Source organism: Streptomyces sp. DG2A-72, from assembly GCF_030499575.1.
Lineage (GTDB): Bacteria > Actinomycetota > Actinomycetes > Streptomycetales > Streptomycetaceae > Streptomyces.
This window is the reverse complement of sequence record NZ_JASTLC010000001.1, coordinates 1,752,537-1,771,229: the sequence shown is the minus strand read 5'-3', so window position 1 is coordinate 1,771,229 and position 18,693 is coordinate 1,752,537. Positions and strand designations below refer to the sequence as shown.

The 18,693-nt window shown below is 68.8% G+C and carries 16 protein-coding genes and 1 pseudogene; 13 read left to right on the top strand and 4 right to left on the bottom strand.

Going from position 1 to position 18,693, the window contains the following annotated elements; translation table 11 throughout:
* Window positions 1-65: 65 nt before the first annotated feature.
* The 5 genes from QQY66_RS08580 to QQY66_RS08560 all read left to right on the top strand — a co-directional run bounded on the left by QQY66_RS08580 (window position 66) and on the right by QQY66_RS08560 (window position 4,738).
* The gene (locus QQY66_RS08580) at window positions 66-1,676 is read left to right on the top strand and encodes a sensor histidine kinase KdpD (protein ID WP_301978500.1); all 1,611 of its coding nucleotides are present in this window, start codon (window positions 66-68) and stop codon (window positions 1,674-1,676) included.
* Complete coding sequence (locus QQY66_RS08575) at window positions 1,673-2,080, top strand: roadblock/LC7 domain-containing protein (protein WP_301978499.1); 408 nt, start codon at window positions 1,673-1,675, stop codon at window positions 2,078-2,080. Before QQY66_RS08580 ends, QQY66_RS08575 begins: the two co-directional genes overlap by 4 nt.
* Window positions 2,077-2,478 carry a DUF742 domain-containing protein gene (locus tag QQY66_RS08570; RefSeq protein WP_301978498.1) on the top strand — a complete coding sequence of 134 codons (402 nt, stop codon included), beginning with the start codon at window positions 2,077-2,079 and terminating at the stop codon, window positions 2,476-2,478. Before QQY66_RS08575 ends, QQY66_RS08570 begins: the two co-directional genes overlap by 4 nt.
* Window positions 2,459-3,079, top strand: coding sequence for an ATP/GTP-binding protein (locus QQY66_RS08565; protein ID WP_301978496.1), 621 nt, complete (start codon window positions 2,459-2,461; stop codon window positions 3,077-3,079). The genes QQY66_RS08570 and QQY66_RS08565 overlap by 20 nt, the downstream gene beginning before the upstream one ends.
* Before the next feature lie 180 nt (window positions 3,080-3,259).
* Window positions 3,260-4,738, top strand: a complete 1,479-nt coding sequence (locus QQY66_RS08560) for a cytochrome P450 (RefSeq protein ID WP_301978495.1) — start codon at window positions 3,260-3,262, stop codon at window positions 4,736-4,738.
* Between the two features lie 18 nt (window positions 4,739-4,756).
* Here QQY66_RS08560 and QQY66_RS08555 read toward each other — a convergent pair whose 3' ends face one another.
* Window positions 4,757-5,698, bottom strand: a complete 942-nt coding sequence (locus tag QQY66_RS08555; protein ID WP_301978494.1) for an RluA family pseudouridine synthase — start codon at window positions 5,696-5,698, stop codon at window positions 4,757-4,759.
* 537 nt (window positions 5,699-6,235) lie between these two features.
* On the opposite strand from QQY66_RS08555, the gene QQY66_RS08550 reads away from it, so the two are divergent.
* The 4 genes from QQY66_RS08550 (at window position 6,236) to QQY66_RS08535 (ending at window position 10,254) form a co-directional block, all read left to right on the top strand.
* Complete coding sequence (locus tag QQY66_RS08550) at window positions 6,236-6,520, top strand: polyprenyl synthetase family protein (RefSeq protein ID WP_301978493.1); 285 nt, start codon at window positions 6,236-6,238, stop codon at window positions 6,518-6,520.
* Window positions 6,521-7,211: 691 nt separating this feature from the next.
* Complete coding sequence (locus tag QQY66_RS08545) at window positions 7,212-8,132, top strand: hypothetical protein (protein WP_301978492.1); 921 nt, start codon at window positions 7,212-7,214, stop codon at window positions 8,130-8,132.
* Between the two features lie 16 nt (window positions 8,133-8,148).
* Entirely contained in the window at window positions 8,149-9,528 is a 1,380-nt protein-coding gene (locus QQY66_RS08540) for a cytochrome P450 (RefSeq protein ID WP_301978491.1), read from the top strand.
* A 141-nt stretch (window positions 9,529-9,669) separates the two neighbouring features.
* Window positions 9,670-10,254, top strand: a complete 585-nt coding sequence (locus tag QQY66_RS08535; RefSeq protein ID WP_301978490.1) for a GNAT family N-acetyltransferase — start codon at window positions 9,670-9,672, stop codon at window positions 10,252-10,254.
* Between the two features lie 18 nt (window positions 10,255-10,272).
* Here the strand turns inward: QQY66_RS08535 and QQY66_RS08530 are convergent, their stop codons facing one another.
* Window positions 10,273-11,826, bottom strand: a complete 1,554-nt coding sequence (locus QQY66_RS08530) for an amino acid permease (RefSeq protein ID WP_301978487.1) — start codon at window positions 11,824-11,826, stop codon at window positions 10,273-10,275.
* A gap of 256 nt (window positions 11,827-12,082) precedes the next feature.
* Here QQY66_RS08530 and QQY66_RS08525 point away from each other — a divergent pair, with 256 nt between their 5' ends.
* Together QQY66_RS08525 and QQY66_RS08520 are read left to right on the top strand one after the other, a co-directional pair.
* The gene (locus QQY66_RS08525) at window positions 12,083-12,373 is read left to right on the top strand and encodes a transposase (protein ID WP_301978486.1); all 291 of its coding nucleotides are present in this window, start codon (window positions 12,083-12,085) and stop codon (window positions 12,371-12,373) included.
* A 68-nt stretch (window positions 12,374-12,441) separates the two neighbouring features.
* Window positions 12,442-12,618: pseudogene (locus tag QQY66_RS08520) on the top strand (ABC transporter permease); the annotation flags it as partial.
* Between the two features lie 52 nt (window positions 12,619-12,670).
* On the opposite strand, the gene QQY66_RS08515 reads toward QQY66_RS08520, so the two are convergent.
* Window positions 12,671-13,516, bottom strand: a complete 846-nt coding sequence (locus tag QQY66_RS08515) for a siderophore-interacting protein (RefSeq protein ID WP_301978485.1) — start codon at window positions 13,514-13,516, stop codon at window positions 12,671-12,673.
* A gap of 126 nt (window positions 13,517-13,642) precedes the next feature.
* Window positions 13,643-14,560, bottom strand: a complete 918-nt coding sequence (locus QQY66_RS08510) for a 5'-3' exonuclease (protein WP_301978484.1) — start codon at window positions 14,558-14,560, stop codon at window positions 13,643-13,645.
* 230 nt (window positions 14,561-14,790) lie between these two features.
* Here QQY66_RS08510 and QQY66_RS08505 point away from each other — a divergent pair, with 230 nt between their 5' ends.
* Window positions 14,791-15,879 carry a glycine betaine/L-proline ABC transporter ATP-binding protein gene (locus QQY66_RS08505; protein ID WP_301978483.1) on the top strand — a complete coding sequence of 363 codons (1,089 nt, stop codon included), beginning with the start codon at window positions 14,791-14,793 and terminating at the stop codon, window positions 15,877-15,879.
* Window positions 15,872-18,493, top strand: a complete 2,622-nt coding sequence (locus QQY66_RS08500) for an ABC transporter permease/substrate binding protein (RefSeq protein ID WP_301978482.1) — start codon at window positions 15,872-15,874, stop codon at window positions 18,491-18,493. The genes QQY66_RS08505 and QQY66_RS08500 overlap by 8 nt, the downstream gene beginning before the upstream one ends.
* Window positions 18,494-18,693 lie beyond the last annotated feature (200 nt).

Sequence of the window (18,693 nt, the reverse complement as noted above, 5' to 3'; positions counted from 1 at the left end):
CAACTCCAAGACGTACCCCCTGCAAGCTCCCCCGACACCCCGCCGATTCGTTTCAGAGGGCCTACATGGTGAGCGTTCACACTCCTCCCGCCTCTCCACCTCGTCGACGTGAACTGCCCTACGCGCGCGTGCTGTTGTTGCCCGCCATAGTGATGGCCGCGGCGACCGGAGCCGCCGTCGCCCTGGTGACCGGGCCGGCCCGGACGGCCGTCGGCTGGTGCGGCGCCGTCGCCACGCTGCTGGTGATCGCGACGGCAGCCGAAGCGGTGCGCCGCGGCCGTGCCTTGCGGGACGTGCGGGCCGAGCACGCCCGTCACACCGCGCATCTGGAACGGCGTATCGCCGCCCACGACGAGGAGATGACCCGCCTCGCCACGGAGATCACGCCCGCCGCGATCCATCGGCTGCGCTGTGGCGTTTCCTCCTATGAGGTGATGCGGGACCTCGCAGGGACGGACCCGTCCGGTGCCCAACTCTCCCGGGTGCAGCTGGGGTTGGTGGAGTCGATGCTCGACATCGTCGACCACGAGGAAGCCCTGCGCGACTCCGCCCAGCGCTCCTTCGTCGACATCGCCCGCCGCGTCCAGGCGATCGTTCACCAACAGGCCGTGGAACTGCGGGAGATGGAGGAGGACCACGGCCGCAACCCCGAGGTCTTCGACGACCTGCTGCGCATCGACCACGGCACCATGCTGATCGGCCGCCTCGCCGACTCCATCTCCGTGCTCGGTGGTGGCCGCCCCGGCCGCCAGTGGCCCGAACCCGTTCCGCTGTACAGCGTGCTGCGTGGTGCGATGTCCCGGATCCTGGAGTACCGCCGCATCAGCCTGGACTCCATCGCCCAGGTCAACATCGCCGGCATCTCCGTCGAGCCGGTCATCCACGCCGCGGCCGAACTCCTCGACAACGCCACGCGCTACTCGCCGCCGCAGAGCAAGGTGCACGTCACCGCCACCGAGGTGCAGACCGGTGTCGCGATCGAGATCGAGGACGCCGGTGTCAGCCTCAGCGAGGAGGCCCGCGCCAAGGTCGAGGGCATGCTCGAGCGCGCCCAGCAGGGCACCGACCTCCAGGACCTCGGCGAGTCCCCGCGCCTGGGCCTGGCTGTCGTCGGCCGCCTCTGCACGGCCTACAGCATGCGGGTCTCGCTGCGGTCCTCCGCCTACGGCGGCGTCCGCGCCATCCTCGTGGTGCCGCGCGAGATGATGACCACCGACCCCGCGCCCGGACTCGCCCACGGCATCGGCGCCGGATCGGCGCCCAAGGCCGAGGGCCCCGATGTGCTCGAAGGTCCCAAGCGCGCCCCCAAGAAGCGGCGCCCCACCAGCCCGAAGATCCCCGCAGGGGTCTCCATGGAGGACGACGTCCCCGTCGTCACCGAATGGACCGCAGGCGGGCTGCCCCAGCGCCGCAGCCGGGTCAAGACCCCGCTCAGCAAGCGGCTCGCCGAGCAGGCGGCCATCGAGCAGGCCGAACGGGAGGGCCGTCCGACCATCTGGTCGACACCCAAGTCCGAGCCCGAGCCCGAGCCCGAGCCGGATGAGGACGAGTCCGTTCCCGGAGCCTGGGTCGAGGCGTTCTGGGAGGGACTCAAGGGCAAGCCCGACCCGCTCACACTCAAACCGCGAACCCAACCGGCCCGCCCCGAGGCCGACGACGAGGGGGACCTCAAGTGATCCAGCAGCGCGCCAACTTCGACTGGATGCTCAAGGAGCTCCACGACGGCGTACCGGGCATCCAGATGATCGTGGTGCTCTCCGCCGACGGACTGCGCATCGCCCGCTACGGTGGCGACCCGGACACCGCCGACCGCGTCGCCGCGGCCTGCGCCGGCCTGCAGAGTCTGGCGAGCGCCGTCGCCTCGGAGATCCCGAACAGCGACGGCACGATGAAGATGGTCCTCATCGAGATCAAAGGCGGCTACTTCTATTTGATGGCCGCCGGTTCCAACGCCTATCTCGCCGTGCTCTCCGACACGTTCGCCGAACCCGGCCGCATGAGCAACCGTATGTCCGACCTCGTCGCCCGCATCGGCGCCCATCTCACCAGTCCGCCCCGGCGCAACGGGCAGACCGTATGAGTCCTCCGCAACGCCAGCGGCGATACCCCAAGGAACAACCGCCTCCACCGCCCGCCAAGCCCGGGAACCAGAAGAAGCCGGAACGGCTCTTCGTGGTGGCCGGCCCGGACGGCGGCGAGCGTGACGCGGACATCGACCTCGTCACCTTAATCGTGGCGCGCGCCGACCCCCCGCCTTCCGCCACGCCGGAACAGTCGGCGTTGCTCCGGCTCTGTGCCGCCCCTCTGTCCGTGGCCGAGCTCTCGGCCTATCTCAACCTGCCGTTCAGCATGATGACGGTCCTGCTCACCGACATGCTGACGGCCGGACTGGTGACGGCGCGCGCCCCGATCGTGCGCCAGGCCGTCGCCGACCGTTCAATTCTCGAAGCGGTGATGCATGGACTTCAAAAGCTCTGACATCATCCCCGGTCCACGGACCGAGGACCAGCTGCCGCACACGGCCGAGGCCGCGGTCAAGATCGTGATCGTGGGCGGGTTCGGCGTCGGCAAGACGACCATGGTCGGCTCGGTCAGCGAGATCAGGCCACTGACCACCGAAGAGACCATGACGCAGGCCGGCGTCGGCATCGACGACAACTTCGGCTCGGAATCCAAGACGGCCACCACCGTCGCGATGGACTTCGGCCGCATCAGCATCACCGATCAGCTCGTGCTGTACCTCTTCGGCACCCCCGGCCAGCAACGCTTCTGGTTCCTGTGGAACGGGTTGTTCGAGGGTGCGCTGGGCGCGGTCGTGCTGGTCGACACCCGCCGCCTCGAGGTCAGCTTCGACGTCATAGGGCGACTGGAGGAGTGCGGAGTGCCCTTCGTGGTGGCCATCAACAGCTTCCCGGACGCGCCCCGTTACCCCATCTCCGAACTCCGTACGGCACTCGACCTGCCCGAGGAGATCCCCATCGTCGAGTGCGACGCACGCCGCCGGGCCTCCAGCCGCGACGTCCTGATGACCCTGATGCACTTCCTGCATGCGCTGGCGACCGCGAAGGCCCCTGCGTGACCCACGCAACGGTCGAGCCGTACGGCCGCCGTACCCCGTCCCCGAACCGTGCGTGCGGCTCACGTTCCATGAGCCGCACGCACGACCTCCCCCACGTTCCCGGCTTCGCCGAACCGCCTGAACCCGGGGACCCCATCACCTCCTGTACACCGGAATCACTTCAGCTTCGGAGCGACCATCGTGACGCCTGAACCTCTCTCCCCGACTGGTACGGACGAGCCCACGGCCACCCCGCCCCCCGGCTGCCCTGCACACGGCATCGGCCCCGGCGGGCTGCGCCGGCTGTACGGCCCCGAGGCGGAGGACCTGGAAGCCGTGTACGAGAAGCTCCGTGCCGAGCACGGCCCCGTGGCTCCAGCACTACTGCACGAGGACGTGCCGATCTGGGTGGTCCTCGGCCACAGCGAGAACATGCACATGGTGCGCACGCCCTCGCAGTACAGCCGTGACACCCGGTTGTGGACCTCGCTGCAGGACGGCACCGTCAGGCCCGATCACCCGCTCATGCCGCACCTCGCCTGGCAGCCCATCTGCTGCCACGCCGAGGGCGACGAGCACCTGCGGCTGCGTGGCGCGGTCACCGGCGCCATGTCGACCATCGACCACCGCCGTATCCGCCGCCACATCAACCGCGCGACCCAGGACCTCGTCAACAAGTTCTGCGAGGAGGGCAAGGCCGACCTGGTAAGCCAGTTCGCCGAGCGTCTGCCGATGATGGTGATGTGCGAGATCCTCGGTATGCCCGAGGAGTACAACGACCGGATCGTGGAGGCCGCCCGCGACCTGCCCAAGGGCACCGAGACCGCCATCGCCAGCAACGCGTACATCATGGACGTCCTGATGCGGCTCACCGCCCGCCGTCGTGCCGAACCCAAGGACGACTTCACCAGCCACCTCATCAATCATCCGGCGCGGCTGACCGACGAGGAGGTCAGCCAGCACCTGCGCGTCGTCCTGATCGTCGCGTACGAGGCCACCGCCAACCTCCTTGCCAACGTACTGCGAGTGGTGCTCACCGACCCGCGATTCCGTGCCCAGCTCAGCGGCGGCCAGATGACGGTGCCCCAGGCGGTCGAGCAGTCCCTATGGGACGAGCCGCCCTTCAGCACCCTCTTGGGCTACTTCGCCAAGCAGGAGACCGAGCTGGGCGGTCAGCGCATCCGCAGAGGCGACGGCCTCCTCATGGGAATTGAACCGGGCAACGTCGACCCGCGCGTCCGTCCCGACCCCACGGTCAACATGCAGGGCAACCGCTCCCACCTCGCCTTCAGCGGCGGTCCCCACGAATGCCCGGGCCAGGACATCGGCCGCGCCATCGCCGACGTCGGCGTCGACGCGCTGCTGACGCGCCTTCCCGACGTCGAACTCGCCTGCGAGGAGCACGAACTGCGCTGGCGGGCGTCCATCTCGAACCGGCACCTGGTGGAACTGCCCGTGGAGTTCGCGCCCAAGCCCCAGCAGGACGTTATGGCGCTCCCCGCACATCCGGTGCAGTCACAGCGCCCCAGCAACTGGCAGTTCAGCACGCCACAGCCGCAGACGGCTGCTCCGGAACCCCCCGCTCCGGTGCCCTCCGCTCCGACGCCGACGCCGGCGCCCGAGCCGGCCGATCAGCCGGGGGTGTTCCGGCGCCTCCTGCGCTGGTGGCGCGGCGACTGAACCGACTGGCCACCGGGGCTACCCGTCCCACTCGTCGTACGACGACCAGGCCCGCAGCACACGCGGGCTGACGAACCGGTGCTCGCACCCCGTGATCGGATCGGTGAACTCCAGCACCCGCGCGAGCAGTTGGAGCGGACGCCGGAAGTCACCGGCCGCCACGGGGCCGGTCACCACCGGATAGAGGGGATCGCCGAGGATCGGCACCCCAAGGGCGCTCATGTGCACCCTCAGCTGGTGCGTCTGCCCGGTACGCGGTGTCAACCTGTACCGGGCACGCCCGTTCCGGTGCTCCAGCAACTCGACCCGGCTGACGGCGTTGGGCGTGCCCACGATCTCGCGGGCCGCCACCACCCCGCGCTCCTTGACGATCCGGCTGCGCAGGGTGACTGGCAGGTCCAGTGCGAGGTCGTACGGGGCCACCGCCTCGTACTCCTTCGCCACCCGCTTGTCACGGAACAGCGACTGGTACGCGCCGCGCTCCTCGGGCCGCACGGTGAACAGCACCAGCCCGGCCGTCAGCCGGTCCAGCCGGTGCGCCGCGCTCAGCGTCGGGACGCCCAGCTCCCGCCGCAGTCGCGCCAGGGCCGTCTCGGCGACATGGCTGCCGCGCGGCGTGGTGGCCAGGAAGTGTGGTTTGTCGGCCACCACCACGTGCTCGTCCCGGTACACGACGTCGACCGCGAACGGTACCCGTTCCTCGTCGGCCAGCTCCCGGTGGAACCACACAAACATCCCCGGCACGTACGCCATGTCCCTGGATACCGGACGCCCGGTGGCGTCCACGATCCGCCCCGCGTCCAGCATCTCGTCGATCACCCTGGCCCCGGCCGCAAGCCGCGCCACGAGATGATCCCGCACGGTCGTCCACGCGTCCCCGCTCGGCAACCGCACCCGCACCGGATCCACCCCGTTGCGCTGCGGCAGGGGAGAGGGCGGGGGCGGGCTACGGCGTCTCATCACGATCAAGTCTATGAAGGGCACCGACAGCGAGGCGACGAGGCGGTGTCAGCCCGGCAAAGAACCGTGAGCCCAGCCGGGACAGCCAATGCCGGAACGCTGCCAGGATCCTTGATGTCCCGGCGATGAGAGCAAGGACTTGTCTCGTTTCGGTGGGGCGTATGCGGGTGTGAAGCGAGATGCGCGTCCTGTGGAAGTACGCAGTGCGGGTCTTCTTCGGGGGCGCACTGCGTGGGCCGTGTACGCATCAAGTACGTACATGCGTGCGCCTCCCGCCATGGGCTTACGCCTGGCACACTGTAGAACTCGTCCAAGTCGTACAAGCGGCCTTGGCGCGGCGTGCTCTTCCTGTCGGCCGAGCGCGTGGGGTGATGTCTGTGGATCAGAGACCAACTGCGGGACAGGCGTTGTCGGAGTCGTGCGTTCCAACCGCGGTGAAGGCATTGCCGACGGAGCGGCTTGTCGGACTGGCAGGCGAGATCCGCGAGTTTCTGGTGGCCAAGGTGTGCGCCGTGGGCGAGATCGCCCGTTTCAACGGTGCCAGGTACACGATCGAACGCCCTCCTGCACATCGGCGCCGTCCTGGCCGGCGTCGACCCAAGCCTCCTCGACACCCTCACCGCCTACGCGCTGACCCTGGGCGAGGCCTTCCAACTGCGCGAAGGGTTGCTCGGCGTTTTCGGGGACCCGGACGTCACCGCACGTCCCGCCTGGACGATCTGCGCGACGTCAGACCACGGCCCCGCTCGCCCTCGCCCTGCGGTAGGCGGCCACCGCCCCACGCGGACGCGTTGCGCCGCCTGGTCTGCCGCGCGGAGCTGACCTAGGCTGACGCCGCCCACATCCGCGCACTCCCCACCGCCACCGGGCCTGCCCACGTCGAGGACATGATTGCCCGAAGCAGCGACGCCGTCCTGGCCCTCCTCAACACCCCCACGTCCCTGTCCCCGGCCACCGTCCCGGGCCTGTAGCGGCCTGGTGGACACGACCACACGGAGGGGCGCATGACCCCACCCAGCGTACGTGTATTGCCGGCCGTCCTCTGCGGTTTCTGCGCCGGCGTCGTCCGCGCCATCCAGACCGCGGAGCGGGACCTGAAACGATACGGGCGGCCCGAACGCGCTGTCGTTTTCTCCGCCCATGGTGTCGCTCCGGTGGTCCGCGTCCGCGACCTGTCCAAAGTCGTCCGGCTTTCCCGGACAACGCTGTCGGTCGACAGAACGCCGGTACTCCCACGGCGATGGTCACTCTTGGCCTGCCCTACCGCTTTCTGCCCTCCGACAGCCCGCTCAAGTGCACCTGTGAACGCCCCCCGACGTATCGGTGCGGCCCTCGCCGGCACTTCCACCGAACTGCTCGATGCCCTTGCGCCTGCGCCTGGCCACTGCGTGGGAGCTTTCGACAACACATGCAACAGGGGAAAGACATGTCACAGGAAATTCAATTCTCGATTCCGTTTCCGGCTCGTACCAGCCCGGACCGAAAGCGCTGCCATGCCCGCGGGTGCGCATGGATGCGGGATGACGGCCTGGTGAGTGGGCCCGGGGCGCTGGAAGCGTTCCTCCGCACGGTGGATCACATCGGGCTGGCGAGTCTCACCTACCCTTACGCGGTGGGCGCGGCGCTGGATCTGGCCTCCGACACGCTGGGGCTGGCATTCGTGATGGACGACCAGCTGTCAGGGCCGGGAGAGCGGGCACCGGGCCTGGTCGCCAGGATCATCGAGGACATGACGGCCGTCACGAGGCCCGCGCAAGGAACTTCCGCCCCCGCAGCGCCCGCCTGGAGCAGGCCTTTACGCCGCCCTACGCCGTTCGTCCGGGTCTGGCTTCGTCTGTGGCAAGAGCTGTGCGAGGGCATGACGCACGACTGGCAGGCACGATCGGCCCGGAACTGGGCAGACTTCTTCGCCACCTTCCCGCTGGAGGATCACAACCACCGCAACGGCATCATCCTCGACATCGACAGTTACCGCGCTCTGCGCTGCATCAGCGTGGGGGTGGAGCCGTTCCTCGACATGGCCGAGCGTGTCGGCGGGTTCGAAGTGCCGGCCCGCGTACAGGACAGCGCGTGGATGAGGCGGTTGAGGTACACAGCATCCGACGTGATCGCCGTGGTGAACGACGTCCACGGGGTGGAGCGGGAGGAGTCGCATCGTGACACGCACAACCTCGTCCTGCTGCTGGAGCACCATGGGAAGCTGCGCCGCGACGAGGCGATCGACGAAGCGGTGCGAATATTCGACCGGCAACTGGCCGACTTCACCAGCCTGTACGCGCAGGTACCTCGGCTGTGTGCCCCGCTGGACCTGACCGGACGGGAACGTGACGCCGTGGCGAGGTTCACCGAAGCCCTGGGTACCTGGATATCCGGCAGTTACGCGTGGAGCGTGGGTACCAACCGCTATGCGCTTCCGGCTGCGCAGAGTGCGTAGGGGGGAGGAAGAGCCCATGGCCACCAACTTCGTCACCGGGACGGCCCCCAGGGCGCTGCCCCTTGTGGGGCATGCGCTCCAGCTGATGCGGCGGCCGGTCGAGTTCCTCGATTCGCTGCCCGTTTACGGCGACCTGGTCGAGATCCGGATCGGCCCAACCCGCGCGTACGTACCCTGCCATCCCGAACTGCTGCGGCAAGTCCTCATGGAGGACCGCGTCTTCGACAAGGGCGGCGCGCTCTTCGACCGGCTCCGGGACATCGTCGGCAACGGACTGGGCAGCTGCCCGCACCGAGACCACCGCAGGCAGCGCCGACTGCTCCAGCCCGCCTTTCACCGGGCACGGCTTCAGCAATACGCGGAAGTGATGGAGCAGGAGAGCACCGCGCTGACCGAGTCCTGGCGTGAAGGCCAGGTCATCGATGCCTTCCCGGTGCTGTACGGCTTCGCATTGCGCGCCGCGGTCCGTACGCTGTTCACCGCCCACGTCGACGACGGCGCCGTGGACAGCATCCAGCGTTCCTTCGAGACCGCGCTCGGCGGGCTCTTCCAACGCATGTTCCTGCCGAGGGCGTGGCAGCGACTGCCTCTGCCCGCGAACCACCGCTACGAGCGGGCACTTGATCACCTGCACGGCACGGTGGACCGCATCATGGCGGACTACCGGCGCGGCGGCAGGGACCACGGAGATCTGCTCTCGATGCTGGTGTCCGCCCGCGACGAGGGTGGCGGAGCGGGTCTGACCGACGACGAGGTTCACGACCAGGTCATCACCATGCTGTTCGGCGGATCCGAGACCGTTGCCGCGAACCTGACCTGGACCCTGTACCTGATGTCCAAGCACCCGGAGGCCGTCCGCAAAGTCCACGAAGAGACCGACGCAGTGCTCGGAGGGCGCCCGGCAGGCTGGAGCGACCTGCCCGAACTGCCTTTTACCAACCGGATGATCACCGAATCCCTCCGGTTGTATCCGCCCGCGTGGCTGTACACGAGAATCACCGCATCGCAGGTGGAACTGGCCGGTCGGCGCCTGGAGCCGGGGACGACGCTGGTGATCAGCCCGCCGGTAGTGCACCGCCAGGCGGCGGTTCACGCCGACCCGACGGGCTTCACTCCGGACCGTTGGCTGCCGGACCGCGCCGCCGATCTGCCCCGCGGGTCGTTCGCCACCTTCGGTGCCGGCGCCCGCAAGTGCATAGGCGATGCCTACGCCCTGGCCGAGGCGACACTGGCGCTCGCCACCATCGCGAACCGGTGGCAGGTGGAGTGCGCTCCCGGCACGGATGTCCGGCCGACCCCGTTGGCAACAGTCATGCATCCGCGCCGCCTGCATCTGAGACTGGCGCGGCGTACCACGAAGGCGTCACGCCACACCGCACAACGCGGTCCGTGCTGACAGCCCGGACAGCCGAGGGCTCCCGGCTGGGGCCGGGCGTCCTCGGCGTGCGGACCGGCGCCGGCAGCCCGCAAGAGCCCGTGAGCCCGTCGCCTCCCGAAATTCCGTTGGGCTCTACCCCCCGTTGGCAGGATGCCGTGCATGCCCTTCCTCATCGACCTCGTCCTCACCCGAGACACCCTCTCCGGCACCCCCCCCCAGCCCGCCATCGCCACCGGTGACGGCCTGGTCCTGCGCCCCTGGACGGCCACAGACGCGCCCGCCGCGCATGCCATCTTCCAGGGCCCCATTCTGCAGCAGTGGCACGCGAAGGCCGCCGATTCCGCGGAGGAGGTCGGCGGCTGGATCGAGGGTCGGCACAAGGACTGGGGGGAGGAGCGAACCGCACAGTGGGCCGTTGTGGACGCGGACTTCGACCGTCTGCTGGGCCGTGTGGCACTGCGCGAGATACGGCTCGACGAGGGCACGGCCGAAGTCGCCTACCGGACCGTCATCGAAGCCCGCGGCCAGAGCATCATCGCCCGCGCCACGACCACCCTGGCCCGCTGGGCCCTGGACGACATCGGTTTCCACCGCCTCGAGCTCATACACGCCGTCCGCAACGAGGCGTCCCGCCGCGTCGCGACCAAGATGGGCTTCGCCCTGGAGGGCACCAAGCGCAGTGCCGTCCTCCACGCGGACGGGGGGCACGACATGCACCTGCACGCGCGCGTGAAGGGCGACTGACCGGACAGGCCGGTCGTCCTAAACGGCCGTCTCCGGTACGGCCGTCGTCGACACAGCCCTGAGACCGCGGTACGCCCGGAATGCCGCGCCAACGACGACCGTGGCGCCCAGGAACAACACCGTGAACCACTGGAAGTACCAGTGCCCGCCCGCCGGGTCGTACACCGCCGCCCGTGGCCACGCCAGGTTGACCGTCATGAACAGGCCGTACAGCAGGGCGAGGGCGTTGACCGGGATGCCCCAACGGCCGAGGGAGAACAGGGGGCGGCCCTGCTCGTCGGTGCCGCCGGCCGGGAAGTCGCCGCGCAGGCGGCGCAGCAGCAGGGGGCCGGTGACCATGGCGTAGGCGAGATAGAGCATCACGATGCAGGTGGTGCCGATGGCCAGGAATGCCTCCGGGGAGCCGAAGTTGAGCAGCAGCAGGGCTGCCGCGAGGACGCCGACCACCAGGGCGGGCGCCACGGGCATGCCGGTGCGTGGGTTGACCTTCGCGAGGCGACCGGCGAAGGGCAGCTGGCCGTCGCGGGCCATGGAGAACAGCATTCGGCAGGCCGAAGTCTGGATGGCCAGGGTCGCCACGGTGATCGCCACCACCACGTCGACGAGCAGGGCCCGGCCGACGCCGTCGCCGAGGCTGCTGGTGAGGACGTAGCTCATGCCCTCGACCCCGAGCCGGCCGTCGGTGAGGCTGGGCGCGGCCAGCAGACCGCCGAGGATGATCAGGCCGCCGAGCAGGCCGGCCGAGCCGAGCGCGGTGAGGATCGTACGGGGCGCGGTGCGCCGCGGCCGGCGTGTCTCCTCGCTCATCTCGCCCGCGCTGTCGAATCCGATCATCACGTACGCCGCCGTGAACGAGCCCACCAGCAGCGCCCCCACCAGACCCGACTCGGCGGCGGTCCCGGTCTCGAAGGTGATGCCGGGGGAGCGCTCGGAGTGGGTGAACAGCAGGACGATGATGAGGACGGCGCCGATGATCTCGGCGGTGACGCCGACGCGGTTGACCAGCGACAGCACACGGTTGTCGAGGACGTTCACCAAGGTCGTCAGGGACAGCAGGAGCACGCCGAGGAGCGCCGCGTTGGCCGCGCCGCTCGCCGAGGTGGGTGCCGGGTCGTCGCCGATCAGCTGGAAGCCGGACCAGATGGCGGGCAGGACCACCTGCAGGGCGAGCGCCGCCGCGGCGACCACCACGATCTGCCCGATCACCATGATCCAGCCGGCGAACCAGCCGAAGGTGAGGTTCGACAGGCGCGACGACCACTGATAGATCGCGCCCGAGATCGGATAACGCGCCGCCAGCTCCGCGAAGCAGGCGGCCACCAGCAGCTGCCCGATCAGCACCGCCGGCCAGGCCCAGAAGAAGACGGGGCCGCCGAACGCGTACCCGAACGCGAAGAACTGGAAGACGGTCGTCAGTACGGAGATGAAGGAGAACCCGGCCGCGAACGAGGCGTACTGGCCGAGGCTGCGGTGCAGCTCCTGGCGGTAGCCGAACGCGGCGAGGGCCCGGTCGTCGGAGGACTCCAGGGGATCGGGACGTACGTCGGAGGGGGTTCCTGAGGGGGAGGCCACGGCGGCACCTGCCTTCGGCGGGGAAGGGGCGGAGTTCCTGTCGGGTGACAGAAATTAGGGGGAGCCTGTTTCGGGTGCGTCACGTCGGCATGTCCACGACGGGCCCACTTTCTCATGCCCTTGGCGTCGATCCATTCGAATCCGTTTGAAGCCTGGTTCGAGAAGCATGGGCTCACCATTCCTGACCGCCTCACTGACGATCAGCGGGAGCGGGTGCAGGCCTTCTTCCCGGTTTCCGAAGCTGAGGGGGCGCGCAGTGGACCGCCGTCTCGTCATGGACGCCGCGCTCTACAAGCTGCGCAATGGGATTTGCTGGAATGAGCTCCCCGATGAGGAGTTCGGACGCTGGCAGACCATCTACAACAACGCCAGCAGATGGCTCAAGGAGGGGATCCGGGAGAAGGCGATCCTCAGGCTGGGCGAGTATGAGGGCACCCCTCTGACGCCCGCGTACCGGCTTCCCTCCATGAAAGTGACCATTAACTTTGCTCCGCGTCCAGATGAGGAGGCCGAGGTGGATGACTCGCCTGCGCGGAGGAGTATGTGAGCGCACACTCGGCCACGTTTCCTGCTGCTCGCTGACCTTCCGTCCAGCGCCTTTACGGCGCTCTCCCACGGCACATCGCCGACTTCAACCCGCTCGACTGGGCGATGGTCGCGGGCCGTTCAGCCCTGTCCGACCACCCCGACTGGGGCGACGTACTCAGCCACGGCGGCGCGCTGCTGGCCCTGGCGGTCGCGGCGGTGTGGCTGTCGATCCGGACGTTCCGGTCCTACCAGCGGTCGGTCTGAGACCGCGAAAAGCGGCCCGCGCCATCAACGCGCGGGCCGCCCTGGTCCGTTGTCATGCGGCCGGCGCCGCACCCTCCTGCTCCGCCTCGATGCGCGCGTTCCACTCCCGCTTGGCCGCCTGCCAGCCGTCCTCGTTGTGGCCGAGCCGCCAGTAGCCGGAGATCGAGAGGTCCTCCCGCGCGATCTGCCGCTCGACCCGCAGCAGCGCGCGCAGCTCCTTCACGAAGGCCGCCTCGCCGTGCACGAACGCGTGCACCCGGCCCTCGGGGAACTCCAGCGCCCGTACGGCCTCCACCAGCGCCTCGCCGATGGGCCGGTCCCCGCGGTGCAGCCAGATGATCTCCACGTCGGAGTCCACCTTCTGCTCCTCCTCGGGGCCGGAGACCTCGACGAAGGCGAAGGTCTTGGCGCCGGCGGGCAGGGCCTCCAGAGCGCAGGCGATGGCGGGCAGCGCGCTCTCGTCACCTACGAACAGATGCCAGTCGGCGCTCGCGTCGGGGGCATAGGCGCCGCCGGGGCCCATGAACCGCACGGTCTCGCCGGGCTGCACCCGCATCGCCCAGGGCCCGGCCAGCCCCTCGTCGCCGTGAATGACGAAGTCCAGCGTCAGCTCGCGGTGCTCCGCGTCCCAGTGCCGCACGGTGTACGTGCGGGTCACCGGCCACTGCTCGCGGGGGAATTCGGCCCGGATCCGGTCCAGGTCGAAGGGCTCCGGGTAGGTCGCGCCCCCGGTCGGGAACAGGAGCTTCACATAGTGGTCGGTGCAGGTGCCCGCCGCGAAGTCCGCGAGCCCGTCGCCGCCGAGAACGACTCGCTGCATATGAGGGGTCAGCCGTTCGGTACGCACGACCTGTGCGGCATGGGGCTTCCGCGGCTTGCGGGCCGGACGTTCTGCCATGGCGGCCTCCCTGTTCCCTTAGCTTAGGTTTGCCTAAGTTAGCACTTCCCCCCAGTTAACACCTCGCGCGTGAAGAATTTCTGAGTACTTCACGCCGATATGGCATGCATCACACGACGGTGCCTGTCATGTATCAAGTGTCGTCAACAGCCGCTGCAGCGATCCGCCCAGACCCCAGCGGGCCGCGAGTTTCTCCAGCGCCGCCGGATCGCGCGGCGTACGCGGCAGGGTCGTGTCGACGTCCGGCAGTGGGACGTCGTCCGCGACCTTCACGACCGTCGGCGCCACCGCGACGTACGGCCGCGACTCGTCGAGCCGTTTGCGCTGGGACGGGGTGAGCTTCGCCTTCGGGTCGTCGACCGCGGCCATGATCCCGGCCAGGTCCCCGAACTCGGTGAGCAGCTTGGCCGCTGTCTTCTCGCCGATGCCGGGCACGCCGGGCAGGCCGTCGCTCGGGTCCCCGCGCAGCGTCGCCAGATCCGCGTACCCCCTCCCGTCGACGCCATACTTCTCGCGCAGCCACGCCTCGTCGGTGAGCTGGAGCGTGCCGACGCCCTTGAGGGGATACAGCACTCGCACCCCGCGCGCGTCGTCCACCAGCTGGTACAGGTCGCGGTCGCCGGTGACGATGTCGACCGGGCCGGTGGCGCGGGCGGTGAACGTGCCGATCACGTCGTCCGCCTCGTACCCCTCGACGCCCACGCGCGCGATGCCGAGCGCGTCCAGGACGTCCTCGATGACCGGCACCTGTGGCGAGAGCGTGTCGGGCACGACCTCCTCGTCGGGGCCGACCTCATGCTCCTCGGCCACGCGGTGCGCCTTGTACGAGGGGATCAGGTCGACCCGCCACTGCGGCCGCCAGTCGGCGTCCATGCAGGCCACCAGAGCGTCCGGACGGTGGTCCTTGACCAGACGGTCGATGAACTCCAGCAGCCCGCGCACGGCGTTCACCGGCGTGCCGTCCGGGGCCTTCACGGAGTCCGGAACGCCGAAATAGGCGCGGAAATAGAGCGAGGCGGTGTCGAGGAGCATCAGTCGTCCCATCACGGCTCGCCATCATGCCGTACGGCACCGACAGTCACCCGGATGCATCACCCATATGCCCAGCTCATTGCGTTCACGGCACATAAGTAAAGGCCTTGTGAACTGGACCACTCAAGCGTTTGACCTGCCATGGCGCGGGCAGGCGCCGCCTCGGAGCGAGGCCGGTTGCGCATTTCAACTTCTTAGCGCCGGCGCCGCCCGTTTCCTGGCCCCCGAGCAGAGAGATACGCGTGTCATCAACCCTTGAGGCAGAGCATCTGTACAAGGTGTTCGGCAGACGACCGGATCAAGCAGTCGACCGGCTCCGGCAAGGTGCCGACCGGGACGAACTGCGGGCCGACGGCACCACCGCTGCCGTGGTCGACGCGTCCTTCACCGTGGAACCCGGACAGATATTCGTTGTGATGGGCCTGTCGGGTTCAGGCAAGTCCACGTTGCTGCGCATGCTCAACGGGCTCCTGGAGCCGACTGCGGGACAGGTCCGGTTCGACGGACAGGACCTGACCGCTCTCGGCGCCCGGGAACTGCGTGAGGTCCGCGCGAACAAGATCAGCATGGTGTTCCAGCACTTCGCGCTGTTCCCGCACCGCAGTGTCCTGGAGAACGCCGCCTACGGCCTCGCCGTACAGGGAGTGCCCCGCGCCGAGCGGGAGAAGCGCGCCACCGAGGCGCTGGAGATGTGCGGCCTGGCCGGCTGGGAGAAGTCCTGGCCCGACGAGCTGTCCGGTGGTATGCAGCAGCGCGTGGGCCTGGCCCGAGCCCTGGCCACGGACGCCGATCTGCTGCTGATGGACGAGTCGTTCAGCGCGCTCGACCCGCTGATCCGCCGCGATATGCAGGACCAGCTCCTGACGCTCCAGCAGCGCCTGAAGAAGACCATCGTCTTCATCACCCACGACCTCAACGAGGCCATGCGCCTGGGCGATCGCATCGCCGTCATGCGCGACGGCAGCATCGTCCAGATCGGCACCGCCGAGGACATCCTGGTGCGCCCCGCCGACGACTACGTCGCCTCCTTCACCAAGGACGTCGACCGTTCCCGCGTCCTGACCGCGTCCTCCGTCATGGACACGGAGCTGCGCGGCGATGAGGCCGACTGTCAGTGCGCGACGGCAACGCCCGAGACGCCGTTCGCCGAACTGTGCGCCATCAGCGCCCGGCTCTCCCACCCCGTCGCCGTGCTCGACGGGAAGGGCAAGCTGGTCGGCGTCGTACCGCGCCAGCGGCTCGTCGGCTTCCTCGGTGACGAGACCGGGGCCCCCGCGCCGTGCGACTCCCCGCGCGACAAGGGCGGAGAGAAGGTGACGGCCCGTGCCTAGGATCGAGTTCGGCTCCTGGGTCAACGACGCGGTCGACTGGCTCACCACCCACCTGGGATGGCTCTTCGACTTCCTCGAAGAGGTCTTCCGCGGCGCCTACGAGGGCGTCGACTCCGTGCTGCAGGCGCCCGAGCCGCTGCTCCTCGCGGGCATCTTCGCGGTGATCGCCTTCTGGCTGCGCGGCACGCTCGCCGGCATCCTCACCTTCGCGGGATTCGCCTTCATCATCTCCCTGGAGTTGTGGGAGAACGCGATGATGACGCTGTCACTCGTCTTCGTCGCCACCGTCATCGCGCTCGTCCTCTCGGTGCCCGTGGGCATCTGGGCGGCCCGCTCGAACCGGGTCAGCGCGGTCGTACGGCCCGTGCTGGACCTGATGCAGACGCTGCCGGCGATGGTCTACCTCATCCCGGCGATCCTCTTCTTCGGCAGCGGCGCCGCCGCGGGCATCGTCGCCACCCTGATCTTCGCGCTCGCCCCCGGCGTGCGCATGACCGAGCTGGGCATCCGCCAGGTCGACAAGGAACTGGTCGAGGCCGCCGAGGCGTTCGGCACCACCCCGCGCGACACCCTGATGCGCGTCCAGTTCCCGCTGGCGCTGCCCACCGTGATGGCCGGTGTGAACCAGGTCATCATGCTCGGCCTGTCCATGGCCGCAATCGCCGGCATGGTCGGCGCCGACGGCCTCGGCGGTGACGTGAACGAGGCGATCGGCCAGCTCAACGTAGGCCTGGGCGCCGAAGCGGGCATCGCCATCGTGATCCTCGCGATCTACCTCGACCGCATGACCAGCGCGCTGGGCACCCAGGTCTCGCCGCTCGGCCGCCGGGCCGCCGCCCGGCTGCGTGCCGCGCAGGGCCTGAAGATCTGGTCGTACCGTCCCCGCCCGGCCGTCGCCGTGGTCGGCGTCGTCGTCCTCGCGCTCGTCGCGGGCGGCATGGGCGTCTTCGGCGGCGACAAGACCGAACCGGTCGCCTCCGGCACGAACGTCGGCCAGGGCAAGAAGATCAGCATCGGCTACATCCCCTGGGACGAGGGCGTCGCCTCCACCTACCTCTGGAAGGAGGTGCTGGAGCAGCGCGGCTACGAGGTGGAGACCAAGCAGTTCGAGGCCGGACCGCTCTACACCTCGCTCTCCCAGGGCGACATCGACTTCCAGACCGACTCCTGGCTGCCGGTCACGCACGAGCAGTACTGGAAGAAGTACGGCAAGCAGCTGGAGGACCTGGGCGCCTGGTACGGCCCCACCTCTCTGGAGCTGAGCGTGCCCGCCTACATGAAGGACGTCGACTCTCTCGACGACCTCAAGGGCAAGGCCGCGGAGTTCGGCGGCAAGATCACCGGCATCGAGTCCAGCGCCGGCATGATGAGCCTGCTCAAGAGCAAGGTCCTCAAGGAGTACGGCCTCGACAAGGAGTACAAGGTCGTCGACAGCTCCACGCCGGCGATGCTGGCACAGCTCAAGCGCGCCTACGCCAAGCAGGAACCGATCGTCGTCACGCTCTGGTCGCCGCACTGGGCGTACAGCGACTACAAGCTGAAGAAGCTCAAGGACCCGAAGGGCGCCTGGGGCTCGGGCGACGGCGTGCACACCCTCGCGCGCAAGGGCTTCACCCAGGAGAACCCGGTCGTCAGCCAGTGGCTGAAGAACTTCAAGCTGAGCGAGGAACAGCTCACCAGCCTGGAGTCGGAGATCAACAAGGCCGGCCAGGGCAAGCAGCAGCAAGCCGTACGCACCTGGCTGAAGTCGAACCCGGGTGTCGTCGACAAGCTGGCCCCGGTGCAGAGCACCGCGGGCCCGGCCGAGGCGAAGCGTCCCCTGGACGTGGCCTGGTTCCCCTGGGACGAGGACGTCGCCGTCACCTACCTGTGGAAGAACGTCCTGGAACGGCGCGGCTACAAGCTGAACCTCAAGCAGATGGACGTCGGCCCGGTCTACACCGGCCTGGCCTCCGGCGACCTCGATCTCAACTTCGACGCCTGGCTGCCCTACGCCCAGTCGAACTACTGGGATCAGCACAAGGACAAGCTCAACGACCTGGGCACCTGGTACGAGCCGACGTCACTGGAAGTCGCCGTCCCCTCGTATGTGAAGGGCATCGACTCCCTCGAGGACCTCAAGGGCAAGGCCGGCACCTTCGACGGGAAGATCATCGGCATCGAGCCGGGCACCGGCGAGATGAACCTCCTCAAGACGAAGGTCCTGCCCGGGTACGGCCTCGACAAGGAGTACGACGTCGTCGACGGCTCCACGCCGGCGATGCTGGCCGAGCTCAAGCGGGCCTACGCCAAGCGGGAGCCGATCGCCGTCGTCCTGTGGTCGCCGCACTGGGCGTACAGCGAGTACAAGCTGACCAAGCTCGCCGACCCGGAGAAGTACTTCGGCGAGGGCAACACCATCCGCACCATCTCCAACCAGGACTTCCCCGAGCGGTACCCGCAGCTCACGAAGTGGATCAAGAACTTCAAGATGAGCGAGGACGAGCTCGGCACCCTGGAGCAGGAGATCAAGAACCGCGGGCAGGGCCACGAGGAGGAGGCCGTCGCCGCCTGGCTCAAGGAGCACCCGGACATGGTGGACCGGATGACTCCGGCCGCCCAGCCGGCGACCTGACCCGGCGCGCGCCCCGGCACCTGACGGACCGGGGCGCGCGCCGTTCTCTGTCTCCGCCCACGAAAAGAATCCGGACAACCACACAGCGCTACGTCGCCCCCGAGCCCGGGAACACGGGGGACCGCGCGCGCATTGAACTGAACAGCACCCCATTCGTGCTGAACCAGGGTCAGGGCCCTGTCCACGGTCACCCGGCCCTC

What these genes read in the sequence shown, in the direction of transcription:
- QQY66_RS08540 (WP_301978491.1), top strand. Translation starts at nt 8,149, where the DNA reads ATGGCCACCAACTTCGTCACCGGGACGGCCCCCAGGGCGCTGCCCCTT.
- QQY66_RS08570 (WP_301978498.1), top strand. Translation starts at nt 2,077, where the DNA reads ATGAGTCCTCCGCAACGCCAGCGGCGATACCCCAAGGAACAACCGCCT.
- QQY66_RS08510 (WP_301978484.1), bottom strand. Translation starts at nt 14,560, where the DNA reads ATGGGACGACTGATGCTCCTCGACACCGCCTCGCTCTATTTCCGCGCC.
- QQY66_RS08515 (WP_301978485.1), bottom strand. Translation starts at nt 13,516, where the DNA reads ATGGCAGAACGTCCGGCCCGCAAGCCGCGGAAGCCCCATGCCGCACAG.
- QQY66_RS08555 (WP_301978494.1), bottom strand. Translation starts at nt 5,698, where the DNA reads ATGAGACGCCGTAGCCCGCCCCCGCCCTCTCCCCTGCCGCAGCGCAAC.
- QQY66_RS08565 (WP_301978496.1), top strand. Translation starts at nt 2,459, where the DNA reads ATGGACTTCAAAAGCTCTGACATCATCCCCGGTCCACGGACCGAGGAC.
- QQY66_RS08535 (WP_301978490.1), top strand. Translation starts at nt 9,670, where the DNA reads ATGCCCTTCCTCATCGACCTCGTCCTCACCCGAGACACCCTCTCCGGC.
- QQY66_RS08580 (WP_301978500.1), top strand. Translation starts at nt 66, where the DNA reads ATGGTGAGCGTTCACACTCCTCCCGCCTCTCCACCTCGTCGACGTGAA.
- QQY66_RS08545 (WP_301978492.1), top strand. Translation starts at nt 7,212, where the DNA reads ATGCGGGATGACGGCCTGGTGAGTGGGCCCGGGGCGCTGGAAGCGTTC.